The following is a 25,902-nucleotide window of genomic DNA, read 5'->3' on the forward strand; positions in this document are numbered from 1 at the left end:
GGCCGCGAGCAGTACCGGGCGGTTCCCGCCCGCGCACCATCAGGGCCCGACGGCAGTCGGGCCCTTCGTCATGCCGCGGGCGGTTCGGCCCGGCGCAGCGCCCGGTGGACGCCCTCCGGGGTCAGGACGCCGACCAGCGCGCCGGAGTCCGGGTCGGTGACCCCGATCCGCCCCGCGTCCTCCTGGAGCAGGGCGGAGAGGGCCTCGCGCAGCGACGCCCCCAGCGTCACCGTGCCGGCCGGGACCTCGCCGTCCCGGGCTTCCGCCAGGTCGGCCTCGCCGACGGGGGTGACCGCGAGCCGCTTCAGGCCCCGGTCGGCGCCGACGAAGGAGGCCACGTAGTCGGTGGCCGGCGCGCCGAGGACCGCCGCCGGGCGGGCGAACTGCTCGATGGTGCCCTCCCCGTAGACCGCGATCCGGTCGCCGAGCCGGACGGCCTCCTCCAGGTCGTGCGTGACCAGCAGGATCGTCTTGCGGACCGTCCTCTGGAGGGTGAGGAACTCGTTCTGGAGGCGCTCGCGGACCACCGGGTCCACCGCGCCGAAGGGCTCGTCCATCAGCAGCACCGGCGGGTCGGCCGCGAGCGCCCGGGCGACCCCGACGCGCTGGCGCTGCCCGCCCGACAGCTGCTCGGGGTAGCGGCCGCCGAACACGGCCGGGTCCAGGCCGACGAGTTCGAGGAGCTCGGCCGCCCGGGCACGGGCCCTGGCCTTCGGGGTGCCGGTCAGCTGGGGCACGGTGGCCGTGTTCTCCAGCACCGTCTTGTGGGGGAAGAGCCCGACCTGCTGGATGACGTACCCGATGCGGCGGCGCAGCTCGACCGGGTCGGCGGCGGCGATGTCCTCGCCGTTCAGCAGGATCCGGCCCGAGGTGGGCTCGATGAGCCGGTTGACCATCTTCATCGTGGTCGTCTTGCCGCAGCCGGACGGGCCCACCAGCGTGACCAGCTCGCCCTCGGCCACCTCGAACGACAGGTCCTCGACGGCCGTCGTCCCGTCGGGGTAGCGCTTGGTCACATGCTCGAATCGGATCACCCCGCCATCCTCCCCCACCGGTGCGCACGGATGGGCGAAGGCTTTGTCAGGGGAGTGTTGCGGGTGTGCGAATGAATCAGGCCAGGGCGGGCACCGGGGGTTATGGTCGCACTGGCCGGGTCTTCCGGCGCGCGTGTGCGGGGATTGAAGGGGGTGAGCGGTGTGGCGGTCCGGAACTGCCTGGTGACGAACGACTGGGTCTGCTGGGACTACGTCACCTCCCGAGCGCCCGAACTCGCCGACGCCACGCTCGAACACGTCTGGATCACGGCGGTCTCGGTGCTCATCGGGGTCGCCGTCGCCGTCCCCCTCGCGCTCCTGGCCCGCAGGGGCCGCCGCTGGGCGGCCCCCGTCCTCGGCCTGACCACCCTCCTCTACACGATCCCCTCGCTCGCCATGTTCTCGCTGCTGCTGCCCTTCTTCGGGCTCTCGGCGTCGCTCGTGGTGACCGGCCTGGTGCTGTACTCGCTGACCATCCTGGTCCGCAACGTGCTGGCCGGGCTGGAGGCCGTCCCCGAGGAGGTGCGGGAGGCCGCGCGCGGGATGGGCTACGGGCCGGCCCGGCTGCTGTGGCAGGTCGAACTGCCGCTGGCGCTGCCCGCGCTGCTCGCCGGGGTGCGGATCGCGACCGTCTCCACCGTCGCGCTGACCACCGTCGGTTCCATCGTCGGCAAGGGCGGGCTGGGCAACCTGATCGCCCCGGCCGTCAACAGCTCGTTCAAGGCCCAGGTGCTCACCGCCTCCGTGCTGTGCGTCCTGCTCGCGCTGGTCGCGGACCTGCTGCTGCTCGGCCTCCAGCGGCTGCTGACCCCGTGGACCCGCGCCGGGCGGCCCGCGCGGGTGAAGGGGGCCTGAGGCCGTGGGAGTCGTGGGGAAGGCCTTCGGCTGGCTGGCCGACGGGGCCAACTGGTCCGGCGAGAGCGGCGTCTGGCACCGGCTCGCCGAGCACCTCCTGGTGAGCGGGATCGCCCTCGGCGTCGCCTGCGCGGTGGCCCTTCCGGTGGGGCTGTGGCTCGGCCACGTCGGCCGGGGCGGGGCGCTCGCGGTCAACGTCTCCAACGTGGGGCGGGCCGTACCGGTGTTCGCCGTGCTGGCCCTGTTCATGGTCTCGCCGCTGCGCAGCGCCGGCTACCTGCCGACCGTGGTCGCGCTGGTGCTGTTCGCCGTACCGCCGCTGCTGACCAACGCCTACGTCGGCATGCGTGAGGTGGACCGCTCGGTGGTCGAGGCGGCCCGGGGCATGGGCATGTCCGGCCGGCAGCTGTTCTGGCGGGTGGAACTGCCGCTGGCCCGGGGGCTGGTGATGACCGGGCTGCGCTCGGGCGCCGTGCAGGTCATCGCCACCGCCACGATCGCCGCGATGGTCGGCCAGGGCGGCCTGGGCCGGATCATCACCGCCGGTTTCAACACGTACAACACTCCGCAGGTGGTGGCGGGCGCCCTGCTGGTCGCGCTGCTGGCCCTGCTGGTGGAGGGCCTGCTGGTGGCGGCGGACCGGCTGCTGTCGCGCCGCGGCCGTCCGGCGCCGCGCTGAGCCGACCCGTTCCTCCCTTTTTCCCCTGATCTCCGATCTCCAAGGAGCATGATGAGCAAGTCCACGCGCATCCTCGGCGCGACCCTGGGCGCGGTGGCCCTGACCGTTTCGCTCAGCGCGTGCGGGGGCGACAGCCTGGAGAAGGCCAAGGACGGCGGCTCCTCCTCGTCCTCCTCCTCGTCCTCCGGGGCCAAGGGCAAGCTGGTGGTCGGCGCGGCCGGGTTCACCGAGTCCAACGTGCTGGCCGAGCTGTACGCGCGGCTCCTCGCGGACGCGGGCTACGACACCTCGATCACCACGGTCAACAACCGCGAGCTGTACGAGCCTTCGCTGGAGAAGGGCGAGATCGACGTCGTCCCGGAGTACGCGGCCACCCTCGCGGAGTTCCTCAACGCCAAGGTGAACGGCCCGAACGCGCCGAAGGAGAAGCCGGTCGCCTCCAGCGACCCGGCCGCGACCGTCGCGGCGCTGGAGAAGCTCGCGGCGCCGCTCGGGCTCAAGGCGCTCCCGGCGGGCGCCGCCGTCGACCAGAACGCCTTCGCGGTGAGCAGGGAATTCGCGCAGAAGAACAACCTCAAGACCCTTTCCGATCTTGGAAAGTCGGGCCAGAAGGTGAAGATCGCCGCGGGCGACGAATGCTCCGTCCGGCCCTTCTGCGCCCCGGGGTTGGAGAAGACGTACGGAATCCAGGTTTCCGGTATCGACCCCAAGGGCGTGGGCACCCCGCAGGCCAAGCAGGCCGTCAAGGACGGGGTGGACCAGCTCGTGCTGACCACCACCACCGACGCCACCCTGGACGGCTTCGGTCTGGTCCTGCTGGAGGACGACAAGAAGCTCCAGAACGCCGACAACGTGCTCCCGGTGGTCAACGCCAAGGACGCCGGAGCCCCGGAGGTCGCGGCCGCGCTGGAGCGTCTGACGAAGGTGCTCACCACCGCCGACCTCGTCGAACTGAACCGCAAGGTGGACGCGGAGCGGGCCAAGCCGGCGGACGTCGCCAAGGCCTATCTGGAGTCGAAGGGCCTGCTGAAGAAGTAGCGGTTACACGCTTGATGGCCGAATGTGGGGTAACCGCGCGGGAAGAGATTGCCGGGCGGGTACCCCACGCGAGGCCCACGCCCTGTAAATTTCAGGCCATGCCCCGTGGACGTCACCGCAATCCCGAGCCCCTGCACCGACTTCTCACGCCGACGGCCGTCGGCGGGGTTTCCGTCGCCAGCGCCGGCGCGGCCTGGCTCCTCGCGGAACCCCTCGCGCTGCGCCTGCTGGTGGCCCTCACGGCGGCCGCGGGCGTCGGCGGCGCCGTCCTGATGCGCTCCTGGGACCGGGCGGCGGGCCGCCGGGTGGCGGAGTTGGCCCGCGAGCGGGTCAAGGACGAGTGGAAGACGGACGAGCGGATAGCCGAGCTCGAATCCGACCTGGAGGAGGCCCGCGTCCTGCGCGCCAAGCTGGACGCGAAGCTGCGCGCCAAGCGGGTCGAACTCGCGGGCCTGCGCGGGGAGCACGCGGCGCTGCTGCGCCGTTACGCCACCGCCGAGACCGAGCGGGCCAGCGCGCTGGAGAAGCGGCGGCTGCTGGCCCTGGAGAACGCGGGCACGCCCAAGGAGCTGCCGGCCGTCTCGGAGGAGCGGACCTCCAGCGGGGCGCCGACCGCCGTCGGCTACGCGCGGGCCAACGCGGCGATGGTCGCGCTGCTGAAGAAGTCCGAGGCCCGGGCGGCCGCTGCCGCCGCCCCGAAGGAGCTGGCCCCGGCGGCCGGCCCCGTCCACACCCGTACGGAGGCCCCCGCGGCCCCCGCCGTCCCCGCCGTCCCCGCTCCGACGGTCCCGGCGCGGCGGCAGGCGGCGCCGGTGGCCCCGTACGCGGCCCAGCGGCGCTCCGCCTCGCGCGTCGAGGGAGGCTTCGACTTCTTCGGCACGAAGAACACCGCGCAGGCGCGTGCCGCGATCGAGTCCGTGCAGAACGAGGACCTGGCGGACGTGGTGGGGGCGGAGGCGCTCGCCGCGCACAAGGCCGAGTCGGTGCAGGACGAGGCCGGAGCGGAGTTCAAGCCGGCCACGGAGGAGCAGCGGGCGGTGGGCCAGGTGATCGACCTGACGGCCCACGACGAGACCGAGCCGATCGACGTGGTCCGCCTCCGTACGGCCATCTCCTAGTCCGGCCGTCTCCTGGTCCGGCCGTCTCCCAGTCCGGCCGTCTCCTGGTCCGGCCGTCTCCTGGTCCGGCCGTCTCCTGGTCCGGCCGCCTCCCGGTCCGGCCGTCTCCTGGTCCGGCCGCCTCCCGGTCCGGCCGTCTCCTGGTCCGGCCGTCTCCCGTCAGGCGGTGTAGGAGGCCACCAGGCGGGACAGGTGGCGGCCCGCCAGCAGGAGCGGGGTGCGGGACCGGGTGACCTGGGCGGTCATCTCGGCGCCCTCCAGGGCGGCGATCACCGTCACCGCCAGGTCGCGGGAGTCCTCCTCGCCGATGCCGGAGGCCCGCAGCTTCGCCGCCACCAGCTCCTGCCAGTTCACGAAGGACCGCGCGCACGCCTCCTGGAGCTCGGGCAGCCGTCCGACCGCCTCCAGGGCCGTGGCGGTCACCGGGCAGCCGTCGCGCCAGTCCGAGGCCGCGAGGGCGTCGGCCAGCACTGCGGCGGCCGCCTCTATCGCCCGTGCCGCGTCGGGGTCGGAGTCCAGGGCCGCGCCGAGCATCCCGGCGAACTCCCCGTCCCCGTGGCCGATCGCGGCGACCGCGAGCTCCTGCTTGCCGCCCGGGAAGAAGTGGTAGAGCGAGCCCAGTGTGGCCTCCGCCTCGCGGGCCAGCTGCTTGACCGGGGTGCTCTCGTAGCCGCCGTGCTGCATGAGGCGGGAGGCGGTGCGCACCAGCCGGTCGCGGGTGCCCGGCTCCGCCTGCTTCTTCCGCTTCGCCGCCGGTGCCGTCGCCGTCGGCGTCGCCGCCGTCTCCGTACCTGTCGCTGCCATGCGGGGAGTCTACCCCGGGAATTGGATAGAGCGCTCGTTCTAGTCCCGTGCTACGTTCGTCCCGAGCGCTGGATAGAGCGTTCGTTCTAGACCGATCCTCGTGGGGAGAACTCCGTCATGAACCAGGTTTCGATCATCGGCCTCGGTCCCATGGGCCGGGCCATGGCCTTCGCCTACCTCGACGCCGGCTACGCCGTCACCGTCTGGAACCGCAGCCCCGGCAAGGACGACGACCTGCTGGCCCGGGGGGCCCGGCGGGCCGGCAGCGCCGCCGAGGCCGTCGCCGCGAGCCCGCTGAGCGTCGTCAGCCTCATCGACGTGGACGCCGTCTACACCGCCCTCGGCGAGGCCGACCTCGACGGCCGGGTCCTGGCCAACCTCTCCTCCGACGTCCCGGAGAAGGCGCGGGCCGCCTCCGCCTGGGCGCGGGAGCGCGGCGCGGCGTACCTCACCGGCGGGGTCAACGTGCCGCCGGCCGGCATCGGGCGGGAGGGCGCCTCGATCTTCGTCAGCGGCCCCCGGGAGGTGTACGAGGAGCAGCGCGCGGCGCTCGACGTCCTCGCCGCCACCGACTACCGGGGCGCCGACCCCGGCCACGCGCAGCTGTACTACCAGCTCAACATGATCATGTTCTGGACCGCGTACACCGGCTGGTACCAGGCGCTCGCCGTCGCCCGCGCCAACGGCCTGACGGCGGCCGACATCCTCCCGTACGCGGGCTACACCGCCGACAGCATGCGCGGCTTCTACGAGGGCTCCGCGCCGCTCGCCGACGCCGACGACCACGACGGCACCCACGCCCGCCTCGCGATGTGCGCGGCGAGCCTGGAGCACGTCCTGCACACGGCCGCCGGCTCCGGCGTGGACACGGGCATCCTCGCCGCCCACGCCGAGCTGTACCGCCGCGGGGTCGAAGCGGGCTTCGGCGCCGACGGCACCACCCGCCTGCTGGGCCTGCTGGGCGCGCCGACGGCGGCCGCGGCCGCGGCCTGAGCGGGCACCCCGCCGGGGCGCCGCGTCAGAACAGGGGGAGCTGTCCCGGGTGGGGGCCCAGGGTGAAGCCGTCCAGCGTCGGGGCGGAGGCGCCGAGCACCACGCGCGCCCGTGAGCCGGGGCAGGAGACCAGGCCGGCGCGCCGCCCCGCCGGAGGGTCGTGGCGGGCGATCCGGCCGGCCGTCACCGCGCAGTCGCGGCCGCAGGACGGGCAGGCCCGTCGGGGGGAAGCGGACATGCCCCAAGTCTGCCCTGCCGCACCGACATCGACCTCGCCGGCCTACTTGTCGATGTCGCCGACGACGAAGAACAGCGAGCCCAGGATCGACACCATGTCCGCGACCAGCTGTCCCGGCAGCAGCACCGCCAGGGCCTGGATGTTGTTGAAGGAGGCGCTGCGCAGCTTCAGCCGGTACGGGGTCTTCTCGCCCTTGGAGACCAGGTAGTAGCCGTTGATGCCGAGCGGGTTCTCCGTCCAGGCGTACGTGCTGCCCTCGGGCGCCTTCAGCACCTTCGGCAGCCGCTGGTTGACCGGCCCGGGCGGCAGCTCCGCCATCCGGTCCAGGCAGGCCACCGCCAGGTCCAGGGCGTTGTGCGTCTGGTCGAGGAGCACCTCGAAGCGGGCCAGGCAGTCGCCCTCGGTGCGGGTGACCACCTTCAGGACGTCCTGGAGCTCCCCGTACGCCAGGTACGGCTCGTCGCGGCGCAGGTCGAAGTCCACGCCCGAGGCGCGGGCGATCGGGCCGGAGACCCCGTACGCGTGCACCGCCTCGGCGGACAGGACGCCGACGCCGCGCGTGCGGCCGCGGAAGATCTCGTTGCCGTGGACGAGCTTGTCGTAGACGTCCATCCGGGTGCGGACGTCGGCGATGGCGGCCCGGGCCCGGCCGAGCCAGCCCGCCGGGAGGTCCTCCTTGAGGCCGCCGACCCGGTTGAACATGTAGTGCATCCGGCCGCCGGAGATCTCCTCCATCACGGCCTGGAGCTCCTCGCGCTCGCGGAACGCGTGGAAGATCGGGGTGATCCCGCCCAGTTCGAGGGGGTACGACCCGAGGAACATCAGGTGGTTGAGGACCCGGTTCAGCTCGGCGAGGAGCGTGCGCATCCACACCGCGCGTTCGGGGACCTCCATGCCGAGCATCCGCTCGACGGCCATGACCACGCCGAGCTCGTTGGAGAAGGCCGACAGCCAGTCGTGGCGGTTGGCCAGCATCACGATCTGCCGGTAGTCACGGGCCTCGAACAGCTTCTCCGCGCCACGGTGCATGTAGCCGACCACGGGCTCCGCGCTGGCGATGCGCTCGCCGTCCAGGACGAGCCGCAGCCGCAGCACGCCGTGGGTGGAAGGGTGCTGCGGTCCGATGTTGAGCACCATGTCGGTGCTCTCCGCCGCGCCGCCGATGCCGACCGTGGTCTCCGTCATGGGCGCATTGTCGCAGTCCTAGGGTGGGGGCATGGAAACGGGGACGACGGGTGAGACGGACCGACCCGAATGGGCCGGACTGCCGGGCGGGCTGCTGTCCCTCCGGCGGCTGCTGCTGGTGGTGTGGACGGTCCTCCTGACGGCGGCGACCGCCCTCCCGCTGGGGCTGCTCGCCGGAGCGGGCTGGGCCGCCCTCGGCGGCATATGGCTGCTGCCGCTGGTCTGGGGGTGGGTGGTGCTCGGGCGGAACTGGCGGTCCTGGCGGTACGCGGAACGCGCCGACGACCTGCTGATCGCCCGGGGGGTGCTGTGGAGCCGGGAGACGGTGGTCCCCTACGGGCGGATGCAGCTGGTGGAGGTGACCTCCGGCCCGCTGGAGCGGCGCTTCGGGCTGGCCTCCGTCCAGCTCCACACGGCCGCCGCGGCCACCGACGCCAAGATCCCGGGCCTGGCCCCGGAGGAGGCGGAACGGCTCCGCGACCGGCTGACCGAGCTCGGCGAGGCCCGATCGGCCGGCCTGTGACCGGCCCCGCCGTCCCCGCGCCCCCGTCCGCCGGGGGCACCGAGCGGCGGCTCCACGCCCTGACCCCGCTGCGCCGCGCCTGGGTGCCGATCGCCGCCACCGCCGGCGTGGTCGCCCAGCAGGGCGAACGGGCCCAGGAGTGGGCGCTGGCCCTGCCCGCGTGGCTGCGGCTGCTCGTCCTCGCCGGGGCGGTCCTCGTCTTCGGCGCGTACGGCTTCCTCAGCTGGTGGTTCACCCACTACGCCGTCACCGACACCGAGCTGCGCATCCGCACCGGCCTGCTCTTCCGCCGCACCGCCCACATCCGCCTCGACCGGGTCCAGGCCATCGACGTCACCCGCCCCCTGCTCGCCCGGGTGGCCGGGGCGGCCGCGCTGCGCATCGACGTCATCGGCACCGAGGACAAGGACGAACTGGCCTTCCTCGCCGAACGGGACGCCGTCGCGCTGCGCGCCGAACTGCTGGCCCGGGCCGCCGGGTTCGCCCCCGCCGAGGCCACCGCGCTCGGCGAGGCCCCCGACCGGGAGCTGCTGCGGGTCTCCGTACGGGACCTGGTGGTCTCCCTGCTGCTCAGCCTCGGCACCCTGGCCGCCCTCGCCGCGGGAATCGCCGGCCCGGTGCTCGTGTGGGCGCTCAGCTCCAGCCCCTGGGCGGCCCTGGTCACCCTGCTGCCGCTGCTGGGCGCGGTCTGGAAGGGCAGCGCGGCCCGGTTCCTCAGCGGCTACGACTGGCGGGTCGCCGAGTCCCCCGACGGACTGCGCCTGGACCACGGGCTGCTGGACCGGGCCCACGAGACCGTTCCGCCGGGCCGCGTGCAGACCGTGCGGATCGTGGAGCCGCTGCTGTGGCGGCGGCGCGGGTGGGTGCGGGTGGAGCTGGCCGTGGCGGGCTCGAAGAACGGGGTCCTGGTCCCGGTCGCCACCCGGGACGCCGCCCACGCCCTGATCGCCCGTGTCCTGCCCGGCGCGGACCCGGCGGCGCTGGAGTTCGTTCCGGCCGCGCGCCGGGGCTCGCGGTGGGTGGCCCCGGTGTGGTGGAGGGGGTACGGGCTGGCCGTGTCGGCGGAGCTGTTCGCGGCCCGGCGCGGGCTGCTGTGCCGGCGCACGGAGATCGTTCCGCATGCGAAGGTGCAGAGCGTGCGGCGTACGCAGGGGCCCTGGGAACGCGTCTGCGGGGTGGCTGACCTGCACGTGGACACCGGTGCCGGAAACGTGGTCACCGCCGGGCTCCGGGCGCGGGACGAGGCCACCGCACTCCTCTACGCCCAGGCGGCCCGTTCCCGTACCTCCCGGGCGTCGGCCCGCCCCGACCGGTGGATGACCTGAGCCCCGCCGGGGCCGGCGCGGGGCGGGCCGGGTGGGAGAACCCCGCCACCCTCCTCACCCGCCCGCGCACGGCCGTACCCCCGCTGCCGTAGGCCGGGCGGGGTAACTCCGCGATGAACATACGAATCTGACGGTCGCTCCGGGTAGAGCCGGACGGGACGGACCCTCGATCCGGTCCTCGCCCGCAACCGAAGGACAGCCCGATGCACCTCTTCCGACCGGCCCGCCTCGCCGCCCCCGCCCTGGCCGCGCTCGCCCTCACCACGGTCCTCGCGGGGCAGGCCTCCGCCGCCCCCGCGGTCGTCTCGCGCGACAACAACCAGGTGGTCTACACCGCGCAGCCCGGGGAGACGAACACCGTCACCTTCAGCACCCCCGGCGGCTGGCTCCAAGTGGAGGACAAGACCAGCAGGATGGTCCCGGGTTCCGGCTGCTCCCGGTTCAACAACGACCCGCACATCATCCGCTGCGGGCACTCGGCGGCCGTCACCCGCATCCAGGCCTCCCTGGGCGACCGGGACGACGTCGTCAGGAACGAGACGTCCATCCCCGGCGACCTCACCGGCGGGCCGGGCGACGACATGCTCATCGGCGGCAGCGGCCCCGACCGGCTCATCGACTCCGACGGCTGGAACGCGGCGCCCGGCTCCAACACCTTCGAGGGGCGCGGCGGCAACGACACGATCATCAGCCGCAACGGCGGCTTCGACCGGATCGACTGCGGCGAGAGCCTCGCCGACGCCGACATCCTCCTGGCCGACGCGGCCACCCTGGACCACCTCGTCCCGAACACCTGCGAGTACGTCCAGCGCGGCTGAGCCGCCGGGTTACAGCTGCGGGCCGCCCCCGGCCCGCACCAGCCCCGTCTCGTAGGCCAGCACCACCACCTGCACCCGGTCGCGCAGCCCCAGCTTCGTCAGGATGCGGCCCACGTGCGTCTTGACCGTGGCCTCCGACAGCACCAGCCGCCCCGCGATCTCCCCGTTCGACAGGCCCTGTGCCACCAGCAGCATGACCTCCCGCTCCCGCTCGGTGAGCCGCTCGATCTCCTTGTGCTCCGGCTCCTGGGTGGTCGTCGGCAGCATCGGCGCGAACCGGTCCAGCAGCCGGCGCGTCGTCGACGGGGCCACCACCGCGTCCCCGCTGTGCACCGACCGGATCGCCGCCAGCAGCTCCGCCGGCGGGACGTCCTTCAGCATGAAGCCGCTGGCCCCGGCCTTCAGCCCGGAGAAGGCGTACTCGTCCAGGTCGAAGGTGGTCAGGATGATCACCTTCGGGTGCTCCTCCGGCTCACAGATCCGCCGCGTCGCCTCCACCCCGTCGAGCCGGGGCATGCGCACGTCCATCAGCACCACGTCCACCTTGGTGGCCCGCAGCACCTCCAGCGCCTCCAGGCCGTCCCCGGCCTCCGCGACGACCTCCATGTCCGGCTGGGCGGCGAGCACCATCCGGAAGCCCGTGCGCAGCAGCACCTGATCGTCGACCAGCATCACTCGGATGGACATCAATCACCTTTTCTTGAGCGGGAGCAGGGCACTGATCCGGAAGCCGCCGCCGGGCCGGGGGCCCGCGTCCAGGGTGCCTCCGACCATACCGATGCGTTCCCGCATGCCGATCAGTCCGTGCCCGGCGCCGTCGGCGCCGCCGTCCTCGTACAGTTCGTGCGCGGCGCCCCGCCCGTCGTCCTCGACGAGCAGGCCCAGCCCGTCGTCGAAGTAGACCAGCCGTACGCTCGCCCTCGCGTCCGGGCCGCCGTGCTTGCGCGTGTTCGTCAGCGCCTCCTGCACGATCCGGTACGCGGTCAGTTCCACCCCGCTGGGCAGCTTGCGCGGGGCGCCCTCCACCTCGAAGTCCACCGTCAGCCCGGCCGCCCGCACCTGCTCGATCAGCACCTCGATCTGCTCCACGTCCGGCTGCGGCACGTAGTCCTCGGACTCCTGCGGCTCGCCCGTGCGCAGGACGCCCAGCAGCCGCCGCATCTCCGCGAGCGCCTGCCGGCCCGTACCGGAGATGGTCTGGAGGGCCTCCTTGGCCTGCTCCGGCGCCACGTCCATGACGTACGCCGCCCCGTCCGCCTGGACCACCATCACCGACACGTTGTGCGCGACGACGTCGTGCAGCTCGCGGGCGATCCGGGCGCGCTCGGCGGCCACCGCCACCTTGGCCTGCGCCTCCCGCTCCTTCTCCAGCCGCTGGTTGCGCTCCACGAGCTGGGCGTAATAGGCGCGGCGGGTGCGCAGGGAGTCGCCCATCACCCAGGCCAGCGCGAAGGGCACCATCATGAAGACGACGAACAGGGCCTCCTGCGGCGCGCTCGCGTTCTTGTCGACGCCGAACCGCAGGGAGTAGAGCGGGGCCGCCAGCAGTCCGGTCCCCAGCGCGGTGCGCGAGAGCCAGCGCGGGACGTCACCGGAGGCGGCGACCGTGAAGAGGATCACCAGCATCGCGAGGTCGCAGGTCTGCACGGGCGACCCGATGGCCAGCTGCCAGACGCCCGCGCCCACCGCCAGCCAGAACATCTGGCGCGTCCACCTGCGGCGCAGCGCGAGGACGGCGGTCAGCGCGGCCACGACCGGAACCGTCGCCAGCCGCAGGGCGACGCTCGACCCGCCCATGTCGGCGACGTTCAGCATCGAGAACCCGAAGAGGAGGACGGCCCAGAAGCTGTCGACGCCCGTCGGGTGTCTGCGGATGAAGTCGTAGAGGCGCTGCACGTAACCCAGAGTAGGGAAGGGGGATAGGTGCTGGAGTCAACCACAGGTGCGATCCCTGTGGCGGGGGAGTACTCCCCAAGGTGGAGGGTGACCTTAACCTGGGCGGGATGAACGCTCAGGGTGGTGTCGGGGACCGGACCGGGGGCCCGGCGGGGGATCCGGCGGGGGAGCCGGTCCGGTGGCGGGTGGCCATGGAGGCCGCGCTGTACGGGCCCGGCGGCTTCTACGTGCGCCCGGGCGGGCCCGGGCCGGCCGGGCACTTCCGCACCTCCGTCCACGCCTCCCCGCTGTACGCGGGGGCCGTGGCCCGGCTGCTGGCCTCGGTGGACGCCGCGCTCGGGCATCCGGAGCGGCTCGGCCTGGTGGACGTGGGCGCCGGACGGGGCGAACTGCTGGCCGGGGTGCTCGCCGCGCTGCCGGCGGCGACGGCGGAGCGCGTGGTCCCGTACGCCGTCGAGCGCGCGGCCGCCCCGGAGGGGCTGGACCCCCGGATCCGCTGGGTGGACGCGCCGCCCGCGGGGACGACGGGCCTGCTGTTCGCGAACGAGTGGCTGGACAACGTGCCGCTGGAGATCGCCGAGGACGGACGGTACGTCCTGGTCGCCCCCGACGGTACGGAGACTCCCGGCGGCCCCCTGGACGCGGCCGACCGGGCCTGGCTGGAGCGGTGGTGGCCCGGCGGGGAACGCGAGGGCCGGGCGGAGATCGGCCGGGCCCGCGACGAGGCCTGGGCGGCGGCCGTCGCCACCCTGGACCGGGGCCTGGCGGTGGCGGTGGACTACTCCCACACCCGGGAGGCCCGCCCCCCGTACGGCACCCTTACCGGCTTCCGCGAGGGCCGCGAGGTCGCCCCCGTCCCGGACGGCGGCCGCGATGTCACCGCGCACGTCGCCCTGGACTCCTGCGCGGGCCCGGGCGCGGCCCTGCTCACCCAGCGCGAGGCCCTGACCGCCCTCGGAGTCTCCGGCGGCCGCCCCCCGCTGGCCCTGGCCTCCACCGACCCGGCGGGCTACGTCCGCGCCCTCGCCTCGGCGGGCGAGGCGGCCGAGCTCACCGCGCGCGGGGGACTGGGCGACTTCGGCTGGCTGCTCCAGCCCGTCGGCATCCCGCTCCCGGTCCTCGGCTAGAGCCGCTTCACGCTGCGCAGGGTCGTCGCGTAGTAGCCGTTGCCGTCGAGGCGCGAGGTGCCGCCCTTGTCGCCGATGGTGGGGCCGTTGGCCTCCTCGCGACTGGAGATGAAGATCCGGTGGCCGTCGGTGTCGGTGCCCAGGTAGATGCCCGTGTGGTCCAGGCGGTCCTTCGTCCGGGCGTCGAGCTTGAAGAACAGCAGGTCACCGGGCTGGATCAGGTCGATCGACGCGGGCCGGAACTGCGCCCCCACCCCCTTGAGCGGGATGACGTCCGCGCCCAGCGCGGAGCGGGCGATGCCGTTCGCGGTGCGCGGCAGGCCGGCGCCGGGGGTGTCGTCGGGCATCAGCGGGTAGCGGGCCCGGTAGCCGAAGACGGTGCGGACGAAGCCCGAGCAGTCCATCGACCGGTAGCGGGCGCTCTGCGGCTGCTTCTTCACGCCGTTGCGGAAGGTGTACGGGGTGCCCAGGTAGTCGAAGAAGTCCGACTGCTCCAGCCGCAGGTCGTTGCCCTCGGAGCCGGTGGGGTTGAGCGGGCCGAAGGCGGCGTCGCCCGCGTACGAGACGCCCTGCGCGTCCTTCTTCACCGGGGCCTGGTCGCCGTACTGGAAGGCGATCGCGAAGATGTCGTCCTCCTGGCTCCCGAAGTACTTCTTGAACCACTCCTTGAACCACGGCGTGCCCTCCGCGCCCTGCTTCCACGGCTCGGGCATCAGCCGCACCCAGTTCTCGGTGACGACCTTGGTGGCGGTGTTGGCGGGCTCGGTGAAGGTGCGGCTGGGCCCGGTGAGGGTGGCCGTGCGGGCGCCGTCGGTGAAGGTGGCCAGGACCTGCCCGGTGGCGTCGCGCAGCACCGACCGGTTCGGGCTCTGGAGCCGCTCCCACTTCTGGCCGCCGGCGTCGCCGCCCTTGAGGGCCGCGGTGATGTTCTTGTCCTGCACCATCTGCACGGAGGGTGCCGTGGCCTGCTCCCGCGCGCGCAGCGCGTAGGTGAAGTACGCGCTGCCGGCCAGCAGCGCGAGCACGGTGAGCGCGTGCAGCACCGGGCGGGTGCGGCGGCGGCTCTTCGGCTTGGCGGTCATGGGGGCTCCGGGGGTGGGGGTGGTGCGGGGTCAGGCGGTGGGCATGACGCCGAGCAGGATCCCGGCGGTCAGGACGACGTACGTCATGAGCGTGGCGCTGCCGGTGGCGAGCAGGGTGGCGCCCTTCGGCTGGCGGACCAGCTGGTACGCGATCAGGCCGGGGACGATGAACCCGAGGGTCTGGTTCGCGTAGAGGAGCGGGAACTCCAGCTGGAGCACGATCACCACGGTGGCCTGGAGCAGCACGCCGATCAGGACGACGGCGGCGAACAGGCGCTTGCCGTAGAGGATCACGAACCGCTGCGTGAGCAGGGTCAGCAGGTACGTCATGACGGTGATGCCGACGACCAGGGCCGCGCGCTGGAGGTCCTCGACGAGGGTGAGGGCCAGCCAGCCGGGGGTGATCATGCCGCCGGGGGAGAGGTTGGTGGTGAGGTAGCAGAGCAGGGAGAACAGCAGCCCCAGCGCGATGCCGATCGCGGCGATCTCCGGGGTGAGGACGGCGGGGATCAACGGGGCTCTCCTGGGATGTACGGGTACTGCGGCTGCGGCTGCGGCTGCGGCCAGGCCGGGACGGGGGTGGCGGCGGCGATCCCGTATGGGTCGGCGGCCGGCTGCGGCGGCGGGGGCGCGGGCTGCCGCGGGTGGGGGTCGGGGTGGGGCTGCGGGTTCCCGTACGCGTAGGGGTCCGGCGCGGGCGCGGCCTGGGCGTGGGGGGCCTCGGCGTACGGGGTCTGTGCGTACGGGGCCTCGGCGTGCGGGCCTTGGGCGTACGGGGCCTGGGCGTACGGGGTCTGTGCGTACGGGGCCTCGGCGTGCGGGCCTTGGGCGTACGGGGCCTCGGCGTACGGGCCCTGTGCGTAGGGGGTCTGCCCGTACGGGCCCTGGGCGTACGGGGTTTGCGCCTGCTCCGGGTGTGCGTGGGGGCCGGTGCCCGTCGGGTAGGCCGCGTACGGGTCCGGGGCGTCCGCGTAGGGGTCGAAGGGGCGGGCGAACGACGGGGCCGGCTGGTCCGCGCCGGCCGGCGGGGCGTCCTCCGCCTCGTCCGGCGGCAGCTCCGCGAGGTGCTCCAGCAGCACTTCGCCCTGCCCGTGGATGTTGCCGATGGCCACCAGCGAGGAGCTCTCGCCGAGGTACCCGAGCAGCTCGTGCATGAACGCCTCGCCGTCGCGCTGCTCACCGCCCAGGTCCACCGCGCGGTCGCGCCATTCGGCCGGGATCGCGTCGATGGCGCTCTTCGCCGGGTGCCCGATCACGAACACCCGGTCCGGCCGCAGGTCGGGAACGATCGCGCCCATCTGCCCGTTGCGCTCGACCCGGTCGGGCCGGCAGTTGATCACCACGTTCAGCGGGCGGTCCACCGCGCCCAGGTCCAGCAGCTGGTTGATGTTCATCAGCGTCGACTCGGGGTCGTTCGCCGCGAACACGTTCGCGAACCGCAGCCGCTTGCCGTCCGGGGCCAGGTACCGCTCCACCGACAGCACGCCCGGGTCCGGCGGGGCCTCGTACATGCCCTTCAGGGCCGTGGCCCGGTCCACGCCCAGGAGTTCGGCCACGGTCAGCGCGATGGCCACGTTCTCCTTGAACGTGAACCAGCTGAACCCGCGCAGCTCCTCGTCCGAGACCGTCTCCGGGTCGGCGTAGACGAGCCTGCAGTCCCGTGCGTCCGCCTCCTCCTGGAGCACGTCGAAGCGCTCCTTCTCGGCGGTGACGCAGATCCCCCCGTACGGCATCGACCGCGACAGCGAGCGTGCGATGTCGTCCAGGGTCGGGCCCATTTCGGCGACGTGGTCCTCGCGGACGTTGCACAGCACGCCGATGGTCGACTGGATCAGCTTGGACTGGTTGATCTCCTGGAGCGCCGGCATGACCGCCATGCACTCCATGACCAGCGCGTCCGGCCGGTAGGCGGCCGCGCGCCGCACGATGCCGATCTGCTCGACGACGTTGGCGATGCCGAACTTGCGGTAGACCGGCTCCTCGGTGGCGTCCGGGTGGATGAACCGGGCGGCGGTGCCGGTGGTCTTGGCGACCGTCGTCAGACCGCCGCCGCGCAGCGCCCCCGCGCACAGCCGGGTGATGGAGCTCTTGCCGCGGATGCCGTTGACCAGCACCCGGTTGGGTATCCGCTCCAGGTTGGCGAAGTGGCGCCGCTGCTCGACGATGCCGGCGACCAGCATGATCAGACAGCTGACGAGCAGCACGCAGTAGAGGAAGAGCACGGGGGATCAGTTCCTTCCGGCCGTGGTGGCGGAGGGGGCTCCCGCTCCCCCGGTGTCGGTCGTCGTCCGCTGCCGCCCGCCGCGCCGGCCGCCCTGCTGGAGCTGCTGGCGGATGATCTCCAGGCTGCGGGTCACGGCGCCGACCTCGTCGTGGTGGCGCGGGTAGAGCACGGTGCGGCGGTCGCCGTCGGCGAGGGCCTCGGCGCGGCGGGCGAGTTCGCGCAGCGGGGCGACCACGATGATCTGGAGCCAGCCCAGGCACGCCGCGCCGACGGCGAAGCCGAGGAGCCCGGCGAGGACGGTGCGGTTCTGGAGGCTGTACTCGCTGATGGCCAGGCCCTTGGCGGACTGCCAGCTGACCACGCTCCACTTCAGGTCGCCGGCCGCGCCGCCGCCCGAGAAGGGCGCGGCCGCCGCGATGACGTGGTCGCCGCCGCTGCGGTAGAGGACGCCGCCGGGCTTGGGGGCCGCGCCGACCTTGAGGGAGGAGCCCTGGACGAGGGCGTCGAGGCGGTCGTCGCCCAGGCGCTGGAAGGCCCGGTAGCCGCTGTTGGAGCCGATGGTCCGGTGCTTGGCGTCCACGACCCGGATCTCGCCGAGGCCGGGCCGCTTGAGGAGGGCGTTGAGGAAGTCGATGCGGAACTCCCCGACGACGGCCGTGCCGGTTCGGCCGGGGATCTCGGCCGTCGCGATGATGACGGGTTCCTTGGCGCCGTCGTAGAGGGCGACGGGCTCCTTGCGGGGGCCCTTGCCGAAGGGCGCCCGGGGGTGTCCGCCCGCCTGGGCGAGGGCCTTGCCGGAGCCGTCGAGGACGTACAGGGAGGCGTAGCGCGTGTGCTCGCGCAGGGTGTGTTCCAGGACGTCGGACATGCGCTCGGGGCCGGCGTCGGGACCCATCAGCGTGCCCACGGACGCCAGGTCGGCCTGGCCCTCGTTGAGGGCGCGGCGCACCCGGTCGTTGAGGGTGTCGGTGCGCTCGCGCTGGTCGTTGACGAGCTGCTGCGGCACGACCACGGAGTCGCCGGCCCGGTTGACGAGCAGGCCCAGCGGCAGGCACCAGGCCAGGAGCAGCACCGCGCAGACCGCGACGAGCGTACGGGCGCCCGTACGCCTCTTGTCCCGGCCGCGGGCTCCGGGCGCGGCCGGGGCGCCGCCGCCGTCGAGGTCGAGGTCGCGGAGCTGGCCGCGCAGCCGGTCGAGCGCGAGGGCGATCCGCGCGGCCTCGCCGCCGCGGGGGATGGTCACGGGGCGGGTGAGGTCGCCGCGGGTCAGCCGGCGGCTCTCCAGGAACAGGCTGATCAGCGGCCGTTGCACGGTGGCGACGAGCAGGGCGACGACGAGCGCGCCGACCAGGAGCAGCGTTCCGGCCAGGACCAGTCCGGCGAAGGCGTCGGTGGCGCGGGACGGGTTCTGGGCGATGTCGGTCATCGCGACGACGGTCAGGTCCAGGCTGGTGGCGCTGGTGCCGACGCCCGGTTCGGGTCCGGAGAGCCGGGCGTACCCGGCGGCGGCCCGTTCACCGCTGGTCACCCCGCCGGTCAGACTGCCGCTGACGCCGGGGAAGCCGCCGGAGCCGGGTTCCTTGACGGTCAGGGGGTTGGCCCGGGTCTTCCTGGCGGCCGTCTTGGCGAAGGAGGCGAGCTGCTTGGTGTCCCGTTTGACGTCGGCGCGCCGGTCGTCGCTGAGGAGCATCTCGGGCTCGGGGATGCCGTCGGTGCTCAGGACGGTCCCGTCGGCGCCGACGACGGCGATGCTGCGGAGGTGGCCGAGGCTGATGCCGGGGAAGCGCAGGCTGCTGGAGGCGACCAGCAACTGCTGGGGCTGGTCCTTCCAGGTGAGCAGGGCCAGGGTGAGCAGACGGGTCTCGCCGTTGGCGAGGGTGACCATGCGGGGGGCGAGGCCGCCCTCGCCGGACAGCTTGGTCCGGTCGACGGCCGTCAGCGGGAGGTTCTCGCCGCGTGCGGCGAGCAGGCGGCCCGAGCCGATCTCGACGACGGCGGTGCCGCGCCACTTCTGGTAGACGCTGCCGATCCGGTCGAGCACGGCGTCGGGGGCGACGGGCTTGCCGGCGGAGAACAGGGCCGCGGCCCGGTCGAGGTCGGTGACGCTCTCGTCCAGGGAGGCGCGCAGGGCGATGGCGCCGTCCTCGGCGAAGTGCTGCTGGGAGGTGAGCACGGCCTGGGGCAGCCGGTCCTCGCGGACGCTGCCCAGGCTCATCGCCGTGAACCCCGCCAGGGCGAGCAGCAGGACCGACAGGACGGTGATCGGGGGCCTGATGCCGCCGAGCAGGGACATGTCGGCCCTGCGGCGGGCCTTGCGCCGTCGCTTGGGAGGCGAAGCGGCCACAGCGGGGGTCCTTCCTGGCGGGGAGGCCGTGCGCCCGGGTGGGGTGGGGGTCCGGGCGGGCTCGGGGGGTCGTACGGGCTGACGGGCTTACGGGCTGGGCGGCTCAAGGGCGGGCGGGTGCCGGGCCGGGTGCCGGGCGGGGTCAGTCGGGCAGCTCCCGCAGCGGGCGGAGCCCGTCCTTGCCGGCGCCGCGGTTGAGCAGGGTGCCCCGGGTGCGTTCGAAGGCCAGGCGGTAGCGGGCGCGCTGCTCGGGCAGCAGCTCCTTGCCGTCCGGGGCCGTACCGGAGGCGAGGGAGGCGGCGACGTCGACCAGCCGGTGGTCGCGTACGGGGGCGGGGGCGGCGCCCGGCAGGTCGGTGCCCGGGGTGCTCTCGGGGTCGGGCGGGATGTCGGTGTAGGTCGGCACGAAGCGGGCCTGGACCTCCCACTTCCCGTTCTTCTCGGTGAAGTCGAACCAGCCGATGACGCCCTCTTCGGTGAGGCCGCTGGGCACGTCGTGGCGGGCGAGCTGGTTGCCGAGCCCGTAGGCGACCCAGGTGCCGCCGATCTTCTCCATCGGCTGGACGACGTGGGCGTGGTGGCCGATGACCAGGTCGACCCCGGTCCCCTCGGCGATCTTGCGGGCCAGTTCCAGCTGTGGGCCGCTGGGGTCCGGCTGGTGCTCGCGGCCCCAGTGGACGGAGAGGATCACCACCTCGGCACCGGCCGCGCGGGCCCGCTTCTCGGCGGCGGCGACGGCCTTGACGCTGACGAGGTTGGCCAGCCAGGGCTTGTCCCCGGGCACCTCACGGCCGTTGAAGCCGGAGGCGAACGAGATCTGGGCGACCTTGACACCCTTGACGTCCAGGATGTTCGGCTTGTCGGCCTCCTGCTGGCTGCGGGCGGAGCCGGTGTGCTTCAGGCCCTCGCGGTCCAGGGTGTCGAGGGTGCGGTAGACGCCCTCGGGCCCGTGGTCGAGGGTGTGGTTGGAGGCCGTGGAGCAGGTGTCGTAGCCGATGCTCTTGACCGTCCTGGCGATCTGCGGCGGGACGAGGAAGTCCGGGTAGGTCTGGAAGGGGCCGTTCGGCTCGCCCAGGACCGGCTCCAGGTGGCAGATGCCGAGGTCGGCCTTGCTGATGACCGGCTTGACCCCCGCCATGATCCGGTCGAAGTCGTACCCGGTGTGCCCGGCCGCCCGCGCGTCCCGGGCGGCCTGGTCGGTGAGCTGGGGGTGGATGAGGATGTCGCCGGCCGCGGCGACCGAGAAGGAGCGGCCGCCGCCCTTGCCGCCGCCACCGCCGCCCGCACCGCTTCCACCGTTCCCGCCGTTCCCGCCGCTCGCGCCGAGCAGGCCGCATCCCGCGAGGGCGAGGCTCAGCGGCGCGGAGAGGAGCGCGGTGAGGGCCCGGGGGGAGACCAGACGGGTGGGGCGGAGGTTCATTCGGTTATTTTCAGCCAGTGACGAAGGTGAAACTGACGAAAAACATAACGATCCCTGTGATCATTTGTTCAATGATCGCGATGATCGTCGGTTATGTCGCTTTTCGCCCTATCCATTCGACCGAAAAGGCGGAGACGTCCGTTCCGTCGCCCGTGGCGCAGGCCACCGATCTGCTCACCCGGGTGACCCGATTCACCTCCGAATTCGGAGTGCGGGGCGGTTACCGCGCCCCCACGGAGGCGGAGAGGTCCGTCTTGCTGGAGGGTGTTTCCTCCCTTTTCGACGGTGATGTCGAAAAGGCCCGGACCCGCCTCGCCGACGTGGACTACCGCCTCGACGTCTTCACGGACGGCCCTGACGGCCGCCGCTACGCGGAGGTCGCGGACGCAGCGGCCCGCTCCGGTTCCGCGAACCGGGGCTGGGGCCGGGTCTACCTCGACCTCGGCGCCCCGGTGCGCTGGTCGGTACAGGTCCCGCACCCGATCGCCGACCAGGACACCGAACGGCTCGGGGTCGCCGTACTGCGCGGGACACCCGGCGGGGTGATGGTCCTCGCGGGGGCCCACCGCAAGGCGGCCGACGGCCCGGGCGGGGGCGGCGGCGAGGGCGAGGGGGAGGGTGACGACGGGACCGGCGACGGAAACGCGACCGGGAGCGGGAGCGGGAGCGGGAGCGCGGGCGCGGGCGGAACCGGGGAGGCCGACATGGCCCACCGCACCGACTCGGCGTTCCACACCGTCATCGCCGAGCTGACCCGGCGGGGCCTGCCCGGCATCCAGCTGCACGGCTTCGCCGACTCCACCGTCCCCGGCGCGGGCGCGGTCGTATCCACCGGCGCGGGCGACGCGGCGGCCGCCGACGCCGCCCTCCTCGCCACCGAACTGGCCGCCCGGGGCGTCCGCCCCTGCCGGGCGTGGAGCGCCGGCTGCCGGATGTCCGGCCGCGGCAACGCGCAGGGCCGGCTGGCCGCCGAGCGCGGCACGCGCTTCCTCCACCTGGAACTCGCCCGCTCCGTCCGGGCGGACCCCGCCCGGCTGGACGGGGTCGCGCGCTCGATCGCGTACGTCACGCGGGGGTGGGCGGGGGCGTAACCCGGCGGGGGCGGGGGCAAGGACGGGCGCACGGCGAAGGGGTCGGCATCCCCCCTGTGGATGCCGACCCCGACGTGGCGCGGGCTGTCCCGCTACTCGGCCGCCTCGTGGTCGTGGCCCGGGCGCAGACCGCCGCCGTTGCCGGAGCCGGTGGTCGGCTTCGAGACGACCGGCTGCGACAGCGGGGCCAGGTCGTAGGCGTAGTGGCCGACCGCGTTCGCGATCACGTCGACGTTGATGTCGAGCGCCTTCTGGTCGATGTTGGTGATGTCGTCGCCCTTGCCGTGGTAGTTCACGTCGTAGGCGACCCCGGCCTGACCGCCGAACTTCGCGGCCTGCGCCGGCGTCTTGATGCCCTCGGCGCCGGTGTCCGTACCGCCGGAGGGGATGCCCGCCTCGATGAACGGGCCGTAGTCCGAGCGGCCGGTGAAGTCGCTGCCCTCGTGCGGGATCTGCTGCGCGTCGAGGAAGTCGGTGATCTGCTTCTCCAGCTGCGCCGAGCCCTCCGGGCCGGGGCCCGAGCCGACCTTGTCGGAGTCGTCGCCGTCGTAGACGAAGTAGGCGGCGTTCGGCGAGGCGATCATGTCGAAGTTCAGGTAGAGCTTGATCTGCTTCTTCTGCTCCGGAGTCAGCGAGGCCACGTACGCCTCCGAGCCGAGCAGGCCGAACTCCTCCGCCGACCACCAGGCGAACTTGACCTTGTTCTTGATCTTCTTCTGCTCGCTCGCGAGCCGCTGCGCGACCTGGAGGATGCCGGCCGAGCCGGAGCCGTTGTCGTTGATGCCCGGGCCCGCGGCGACCGAGTCCAGGTGGGCGCCGAGGAAGACGGTGTTCGCCGGGTCGCCGCCCTTGGTCTCGGCGACGACGTTGTAGGTCTTGCGGTTCTCGCGGAACTGGCGGACGTCGAGGGTGACGTTCACCGGCCCGGCGGCGGCCTCGGCGGCCAGCTTCTCGCCGTCGGCCTGGCTGATGCCGCCGGTGGGGACCTTGCCCGCGTTCGGGTCGCCGAGGGTGCCGTTCAGGGCGCCCGCCGTGTTGTTGTAGATGACGGCGCCGACCGCGCCGGCCGCCGCCGCGTTCGCCTGCTTCGCGGCGAAGGTGCAGCCTCCGCGCTTGATCAGGGCGATCTTCCCGGTGAAGGCGCCGGGCGCGAAGTCGGCGGCGTCGCAGCCGTTGGAGCCGTCCGCGTCGACCGGTACGACGGCGACCGGGGCGGTCACCCCGCCCTCCGGGCCGCTCGCCGTGTAGGACATCAGCTTGAGCGGGACGTCGCGGCCGTTCGCGCCGTTCACCTTCAGCGTCTCGGCGATCGTCTCGACGTACACGAAGTCGAACTCGTGGCGCGAGACCTCGTACCCGGCCGCCTTCAGCACGCCCTCGACGTACTTGGCCGACTGCTCGTGCCCCTTCGAACCCGCCACCCGGGTGCCGTTGTTGTAGTCGGCGATCGACTGGAAGACCTTCAGGTGGTTGTTGGCGCCCTTCCCGGTCGCCTCCTTGACCAGCTTCCTGGCCAGGGCGTCGCCCCGGGCGGCGTCGCTCTGCGGGCTCGACGCACCGGCGGGCGCGGCGAGGAGCAGCGGGGAGACGAGGGCCGCGGCCGCCATGGCGGCGGTGGCTGCGGCTATACGGCGAGAAGGCATGGGGATCCTTTCACTTCACTGCATCACGGCAAGGAGCGACTGCGGGGCGAGCGGTGGGGGCACGTTAGGCAGCAACGCGGCGCCGTCGCCAGGGTTTTCACTGCTTCCGGTTTGTGAAATCCGGATATCGGTACGTCCGCGCCGACGGGGAACGGCGAAAACCGGCCACCGTCCGGAGGGCGGATCGGGGGCGCATCGGGGGCGGATCGGGGGCGCATCGGGGGCGGATCGGGGGGGATCGGGGGTGGATCAGCGCCGTCCGGCGCTCACTTCAGCGGAGGATGCCCTCGATGAGGTCCGGGCCTATCCGGGCCACCACGGCGAGGTCCAGCTGGTGCTGCACGTAGCGCCCCTGACGGCGCGTGTGTATCAGCCCGGCCCGCTTCAGCACCGCCAGGTGCCGGGACACCTCCGGCGCCGTTATCCCGTACACCCGGGCCAGCTCGCTCGTCGTGTACGGGGCCCGCGCCAGGCTGCGGCAGAGCCGCATCCGCATGGGGTGCGCCAGCGCCTCCATCCGGCGCTGGACCTGCTCCACCGAGGGCGGCTCGGCCGGCAGCTCGGGGGACTCCAGGGGGTAGTGGACCACCGGCATCCAGCCGGGCGCGTGCAGCACGAGCAGGTGCGGCCAGCCGAAGTTCGTCGGGATGAACAGGAGCCCCGGCCCGACCTCCGGATCGGTCGCGGTGGCCTGGCCGTTGACCATCTTGTCGGCGGTGATCACGGTGTGCGCCTCGTCCACGCTCAGCGCCGAGGACACCTCCTTCAGCACGGCCGGCAGGCCCCGGTGGCGCAGCACCTCCGTCTTGTGCCGGACGTCCGCGGTCTGCCGGGGCTCGATCCGCCGCCAGGTCTCGGCGAAGAAGGCCTCGTCGCAGTCCTCCAGCAGCCGCCGCAGCCAGACCCGCACGGCGCGGGGGTCGTCCAGCAGCCGCCGGGTGAACTCCAGCCGCGCCGGACCGCGCGCCGCCGCCGTCTCCAGCGCCTTGACCCGGGCGGCGGGGTCGGTCAGCGGGGACGGGGCGCCGCCCTCGTTGTAGAGGGCCAGCCAGCAGTGCTCCAGCGCGGCCAGCACGAACCGCTCGTCGTCCATCCGGTCGAGGACGTCCAGCTCCTCGGCCAGCGTCGCCCCGGGGCGGCCGCTGCCGCCGGGGATGCCGGCGAAAGCCATGAAGATGTCGGAGAAAGAACTCCGCCACATGAAATCGGCCTCGAGGAGGCGCTCGGCCAAGCAGGGGTCGAGCGAGGCCGTAGTGGTCCTCGTCCAGGAATGCAGCCCGGGGTGGTGGGCGGGCTGCGAGAGCGCGTGCAGCGTCATGCAGAGCTCGGCGAGCGGGGAGGGCGCGAAGGCGATCCGCTCCACGGGGAGCCCGGCGATGTCGATGGTCACGCTCATCGCCCCATTCTGTCCGCCGCCGCCTCCGTCCGGACCCCCGGGGCCGGGGTGGGAACGCCGCCCGGCCCGCGTCCGTCCGAGGGGTCCGGCGGGGGCTCCGCCGCAGGTGGGAGCCGTCGATTGACGCCTCTCGTCAATCGACGAGCGGACTGCGGCCGACGGGGTGAGGGTGGATGCATGACCGCGATAGAGCAGTACATGATCGACACCTACCGGGCCTCCCAGCACGGCACGCCCGTGCCCCCGCCCCCGGGCCGCGACGACGTGGCCACGCTGCGCGCACTGCGCACGGCGGCCCAGTTCGATGCCGCCGTGGCGGGCGCCCCCACCACCCACCCCTGGCGCCACGCCCTGAACCGCTTCCTCCACCGGCCCCGGGCCTGCTGAGGGGGTGGCGCGGGGGCGGGGTCCCGGCGGGATCGGCTAGCGGTGGCAGAAGAAGTCGATCGCCTTGTCGAAGGCGGCGGAGTAGGCGTTCTTGTAGGCCGCTTCCGCCTTCTTCTGGCCCTCCGAGTCGGGCGCGAGACCGTGGAGGTTCGGGGTCGGGGGCTGCGCCTCGGCGTCACACGCGCCGGACTTGGCCAGCTTCTTGCCCTGGGCCCAGCCCTCGTTCGTGCCACGAGTCTGCTCGGAGAGGATCAGTTTCTGGTTGACGACGTCCTGGGCCTCCTGCCCACCCACGCACTTCACGCGGGGACCCGCGTGCTGGAAGGCCACGTACGTGCCCGCCGGCACCTCGCCGGACGTGAACGTGCCGTCGTCGCGCACGGTGGCGGGGGTGCCGCCGCCGTCGCCGTCGGTCTGGTCGAGGAAGACCTTGCCCTTGGCCTTGTCGAATCCTCCGCCGGTGATCGTCGCCTTCGTCGCATCGCCCGCTTTGGCCTCGACGAAGCATTCCGATCCGGAAGGGCCCGCCGCCGGTGCGTGGACGGCCCACGCCGCGGCGGCCGGCCCGGCGGCGAGGGAACAGACCATGACGGAGGTGCACAGAGTTCTGCGGGTTCGCTGGTTCATCAGTAGTCCTCACCTGTGGGGGAGGGCCGGCCCTGAAGGAATCCTCACCTTCATG

General features: G+C 73.3%; 25 protein-coding genes. 11 read left to right on the top strand and 14 right to left on the bottom strand.

Annotated elements, in window-relative coordinates; genetic code table 11:
- Nucleotides 1-68: 68 nt before the first annotated feature.
- Nucleotides 69-1,034, bottom strand: a complete 966-nt coding sequence (locus tag ABT403_RS17630; protein WP_344169695.1) for an ABC transporter ATP-binding protein — start codon at nucleotides 1,032-1,034, stop codon at nucleotides 69-71.
- 162 nt (nucleotides 1,035-1,196) lie between these two features.
- Here ABT403_RS17630 and ABT403_RS17635 point away from each other — a divergent pair, with 162 nt between their 5' ends.
- The 4 genes from ABT403_RS17635 to ABT403_RS17650 all read left to right on the top strand — a co-directional run bounded on the left by ABT403_RS17635 (nucleotide 1,197) and on the right by ABT403_RS17650 (nucleotide 4,724).
- Nucleotides 1,197-1,889 (top strand): ABC transporter permease, encoded by a 693-nt coding sequence (locus ABT403_RS17635; RefSeq protein ID WP_344169908.1) that lies wholly within the window; start codon nucleotides 1,197-1,199, stop codon nucleotides 1,887-1,889.
- Nucleotides 1,890-1,893: 4 nt separating this feature from the next.
- Nucleotides 1,894-2,568 (top strand): ABC transporter permease, encoded by a 675-nt coding sequence (locus ABT403_RS17640; RefSeq protein ID WP_344169698.1) that lies wholly within the window; start codon nucleotides 1,894-1,896, stop codon nucleotides 2,566-2,568.
- A gap of 51 nt (nucleotides 2,569-2,619) precedes the next feature.
- Nucleotides 2,620-3,606, top strand: coding sequence for an ABC transporter substrate-binding protein (locus tag ABT403_RS17645; protein WP_344169701.1), 987 nt, complete (start codon nucleotides 2,620-2,622; stop codon nucleotides 3,604-3,606).
- A gap of 98 nt (nucleotides 3,607-3,704) precedes the next feature.
- Nucleotides 3,705-4,724 carry a hypothetical protein gene (locus tag ABT403_RS17650; protein WP_344169704.1) on the top strand — a complete coding sequence of 340 codons (1,020 nt, stop codon included), beginning with the start codon at nucleotides 3,705-3,707 and terminating at the stop codon, nucleotides 4,722-4,724.
- Between the two features lie 159 nt (nucleotides 4,725-4,883).
- Here ABT403_RS17650 and ABT403_RS17655 read toward each other — a convergent pair whose 3' ends face one another.
- A complete protein-coding gene (locus ABT403_RS17655; protein WP_344169707.1) occupies nucleotides 4,884-5,528 on the bottom strand; it encodes a TetR/AcrR family transcriptional regulator in 645 nt (214 codons plus the stop codon).
- Between the two features lie 117 nt (nucleotides 5,529-5,645).
- Here ABT403_RS17655 and ABT403_RS17660 point away from each other — a divergent pair, with 117 nt between their 5' ends.
- On the top strand, nucleotides 5,646-6,521 hold the full coding sequence (locus ABT403_RS17660; protein ID WP_344169711.1) for an NAD(P)-dependent oxidoreductase: 876 nt from the start codon (nucleotides 5,646-5,648) through the stop codon (nucleotides 6,519-6,521).
- A gap of 25 nt (nucleotides 6,522-6,546) precedes the next feature.
- On the opposite strand, the gene ABT403_RS17665 is transcribed toward ABT403_RS17660, so the two are convergent.
- A complete protein-coding gene (locus ABT403_RS17665; protein WP_344169714.1) occupies nucleotides 6,547-6,759 on the bottom strand; it encodes a hypothetical protein in 213 nt (70 codons plus the stop codon).
- Nucleotides 6,760-6,801: 42 nt separating this feature from the next.
- Nucleotides 6,802-7,944 (bottom strand): NADH-quinone oxidoreductase subunit D, encoded by a 1,143-nt coding sequence (locus ABT403_RS17670; protein ID WP_045946160.1) that lies wholly within the window; start codon nucleotides 7,942-7,944, stop codon nucleotides 6,802-6,804.
- Nucleotides 7,945-7,975: 31 nt separating this feature from the next.
- Between ABT403_RS17670 and ABT403_RS17675 the strand changes: the two genes are divergently transcribed.
- The 3 genes from ABT403_RS17675 to ABT403_RS17685 all read left to right on the top strand — a co-directional run bounded on the left by ABT403_RS17675 (nucleotide 7,976) and on the right by ABT403_RS17685 (nucleotide 10,610).
- Complete coding sequence (locus tag ABT403_RS17675) at nucleotides 7,976-8,467, top strand: PH domain-containing protein (RefSeq protein ID WP_344169720.1); 492 nt, start codon at nucleotides 7,976-7,978, stop codon at nucleotides 8,465-8,467.
- Nucleotides 8,464-9,792 carry a PH domain-containing protein gene (locus tag ABT403_RS17680; RefSeq protein ID WP_344169723.1) on the top strand — a complete coding sequence of 443 codons (1,329 nt, stop codon included), beginning with the start codon at nucleotides 8,464-8,466 and terminating at the stop codon, nucleotides 9,790-9,792. The genes ABT403_RS17675 and ABT403_RS17680 overlap by 4 nt, the downstream gene beginning before the upstream one ends.
- Nucleotides 9,793-9,995: 203 nt before the next feature.
- Nucleotides 9,996-10,610 (top strand): hypothetical protein, encoded by a 615-nt coding sequence (locus ABT403_RS17685; protein WP_344169726.1) that lies wholly within the window; start codon nucleotides 9,996-9,998, stop codon nucleotides 10,608-10,610.
- A gap of 9 nt (nucleotides 10,611-10,619) precedes the next feature.
- Here the strand turns inward: ABT403_RS17685 and ABT403_RS17690 are convergent, their stop codons facing one another.
- The gene (locus ABT403_RS17690; RefSeq protein WP_344169729.1) at nucleotides 10,620-11,297 is read right to left on the bottom strand and encodes a response regulator transcription factor; all 678 of its coding nucleotides are present in this window, start codon (nucleotides 11,295-11,297) and stop codon (nucleotides 10,620-10,622) included.
- Nucleotides 11,298-11,300: 3 nt separating this feature from the next.
- Nucleotides 11,301-12,506 carry a sensor histidine kinase gene (locus ABT403_RS17695; protein WP_344169732.1) on the bottom strand — a complete coding sequence of 402 codons (1,206 nt, stop codon included), beginning with the start codon at nucleotides 12,504-12,506 and terminating at the stop codon, nucleotides 11,301-11,303.
- A gap of 191 nt (nucleotides 12,507-12,697) precedes the next feature.
- On the opposite strand from ABT403_RS17695, the gene ABT403_RS17700 reads away from it, so the two are divergent.
- Complete coding sequence (locus ABT403_RS17700) at nucleotides 12,698-13,633, top strand: SAM-dependent methyltransferase (RefSeq protein WP_344169911.1); 936 nt, start codon at nucleotides 12,698-12,700, stop codon at nucleotides 13,631-13,633.
- Here the strand turns inward: ABT403_RS17700 and ABT403_RS17705 are convergent.
- The 5 genes from ABT403_RS17705 to ABT403_RS17725 all read right to left on the bottom strand — a co-directional run bounded on the left by ABT403_RS17705 (nucleotide 13,630) and on the right by ABT403_RS17725 (nucleotide 20,703).
- Nucleotides 13,630-14,715 (bottom strand): NlpC/P60 family protein, encoded by a 1,086-nt coding sequence (locus ABT403_RS17705; protein WP_344169735.1) that lies wholly within the window; start codon nucleotides 14,713-14,715, stop codon nucleotides 13,630-13,632. The genes ABT403_RS17700 and ABT403_RS17705 overlap by 4 nt on opposite strands.
- 30 nt (nucleotides 14,716-14,745) lie before the next feature.
- Nucleotides 14,746-15,228, bottom strand: coding sequence for a poly-gamma-glutamate biosynthesis protein PgsC/CapC (locus ABT403_RS17710; protein WP_344169739.1), 483 nt, complete (start codon nucleotides 15,226-15,228; stop codon nucleotides 14,746-14,748).
- A complete protein-coding gene (gene pgsB / locus ABT403_RS17715) occupies nucleotides 15,225-16,937 on the bottom strand; it encodes a poly-gamma-glutamate synthase PgsB (protein WP_344169742.1) in 1,713 nt (570 codons plus the stop codon). Before pgsB ends, ABT403_RS17710 begins: the two co-directional genes overlap by 4 nt.
- Nucleotides 16,938-16,943: 6 nt before the next feature.
- A complete protein-coding gene (locus ABT403_RS17720) occupies nucleotides 16,944-19,232 on the bottom strand; it encodes a HAMP domain-containing protein (RefSeq protein ID WP_425580349.1) in 2,289 nt (762 codons plus the stop codon).
- Nucleotides 19,233-19,425: 193 nt separating this feature from the next.
- Nucleotides 19,426-20,703, bottom strand: coding sequence for a CapA family protein (locus tag ABT403_RS17725; RefSeq protein ID WP_344169748.1), 1,278 nt, complete (start codon nucleotides 20,701-20,703; stop codon nucleotides 19,426-19,428).
- Nucleotides 20,704-20,957: 254 nt separating this feature from the next.
- On the opposite strand from ABT403_RS17725, the gene ABT403_RS17730 reads away from it, so the two are divergent.
- Nucleotides 20,958-21,794, top strand: coding sequence for a hypothetical protein (locus ABT403_RS17730; protein ID WP_344169751.1), 837 nt, complete (start codon nucleotides 20,958-20,960; stop codon nucleotides 21,792-21,794).
- Between the two features lie 92 nt (nucleotides 21,795-21,886).
- Here the strand turns inward: ABT403_RS17730 and ABT403_RS17735 are convergent, their stop codons facing one another.
- Together ABT403_RS17735 and ABT403_RS17740 are read right to left on the bottom strand one after the other, a co-directional pair.
- Nucleotides 21,887-23,437, bottom strand: coding sequence for a M28 family metallopeptidase (locus ABT403_RS17735; protein ID WP_344169754.1), 1,551 nt, complete (start codon nucleotides 23,435-23,437; stop codon nucleotides 21,887-21,889).
- Between the two features lie 271 nt (nucleotides 23,438-23,708).
- Nucleotides 23,709-24,833, bottom strand: a complete 1,125-nt coding sequence (locus tag ABT403_RS17740; protein ID WP_344169757.1) for a DUF5937 family protein — start codon at nucleotides 24,831-24,833, stop codon at nucleotides 23,709-23,711.
- Between the two features lie 177 nt (nucleotides 24,834-25,010).
- On the opposite strand from ABT403_RS17740, the gene ABT403_RS17745 reads away from it, so the two are divergent.
- On the top strand, nucleotides 25,011-25,220 hold the full coding sequence (locus ABT403_RS17745) for a hypothetical protein (protein ID WP_344169760.1): 210 nt from the start codon (nucleotides 25,011-25,013) through the stop codon (nucleotides 25,218-25,220).
- A 36-nt stretch (nucleotides 25,221-25,256) separates the two neighbouring features.
- On the opposite strand, the gene ABT403_RS17750 is transcribed toward ABT403_RS17745, so the two are convergent.
- Nucleotides 25,257-25,847 carry a hypothetical protein gene (locus ABT403_RS17750; protein ID WP_344169763.1) on the bottom strand — a complete coding sequence of 197 codons (591 nt, stop codon included), beginning with the start codon at nucleotides 25,845-25,847 and terminating at the stop codon, nucleotides 25,257-25,259.
- Nucleotides 25,848-25,902: the final 55 nt, after the last annotated feature.

Origin of the sequence: Streptomyces sp. NPDC000075 (assembly GCF_040301925.1) — a bacterium.
Classification (GTDB): Bacteria; Actinomycetota; Actinomycetes; order Streptomycetales; family Streptomycetaceae; genus Streptomyces; species Streptomyces polychromogenes.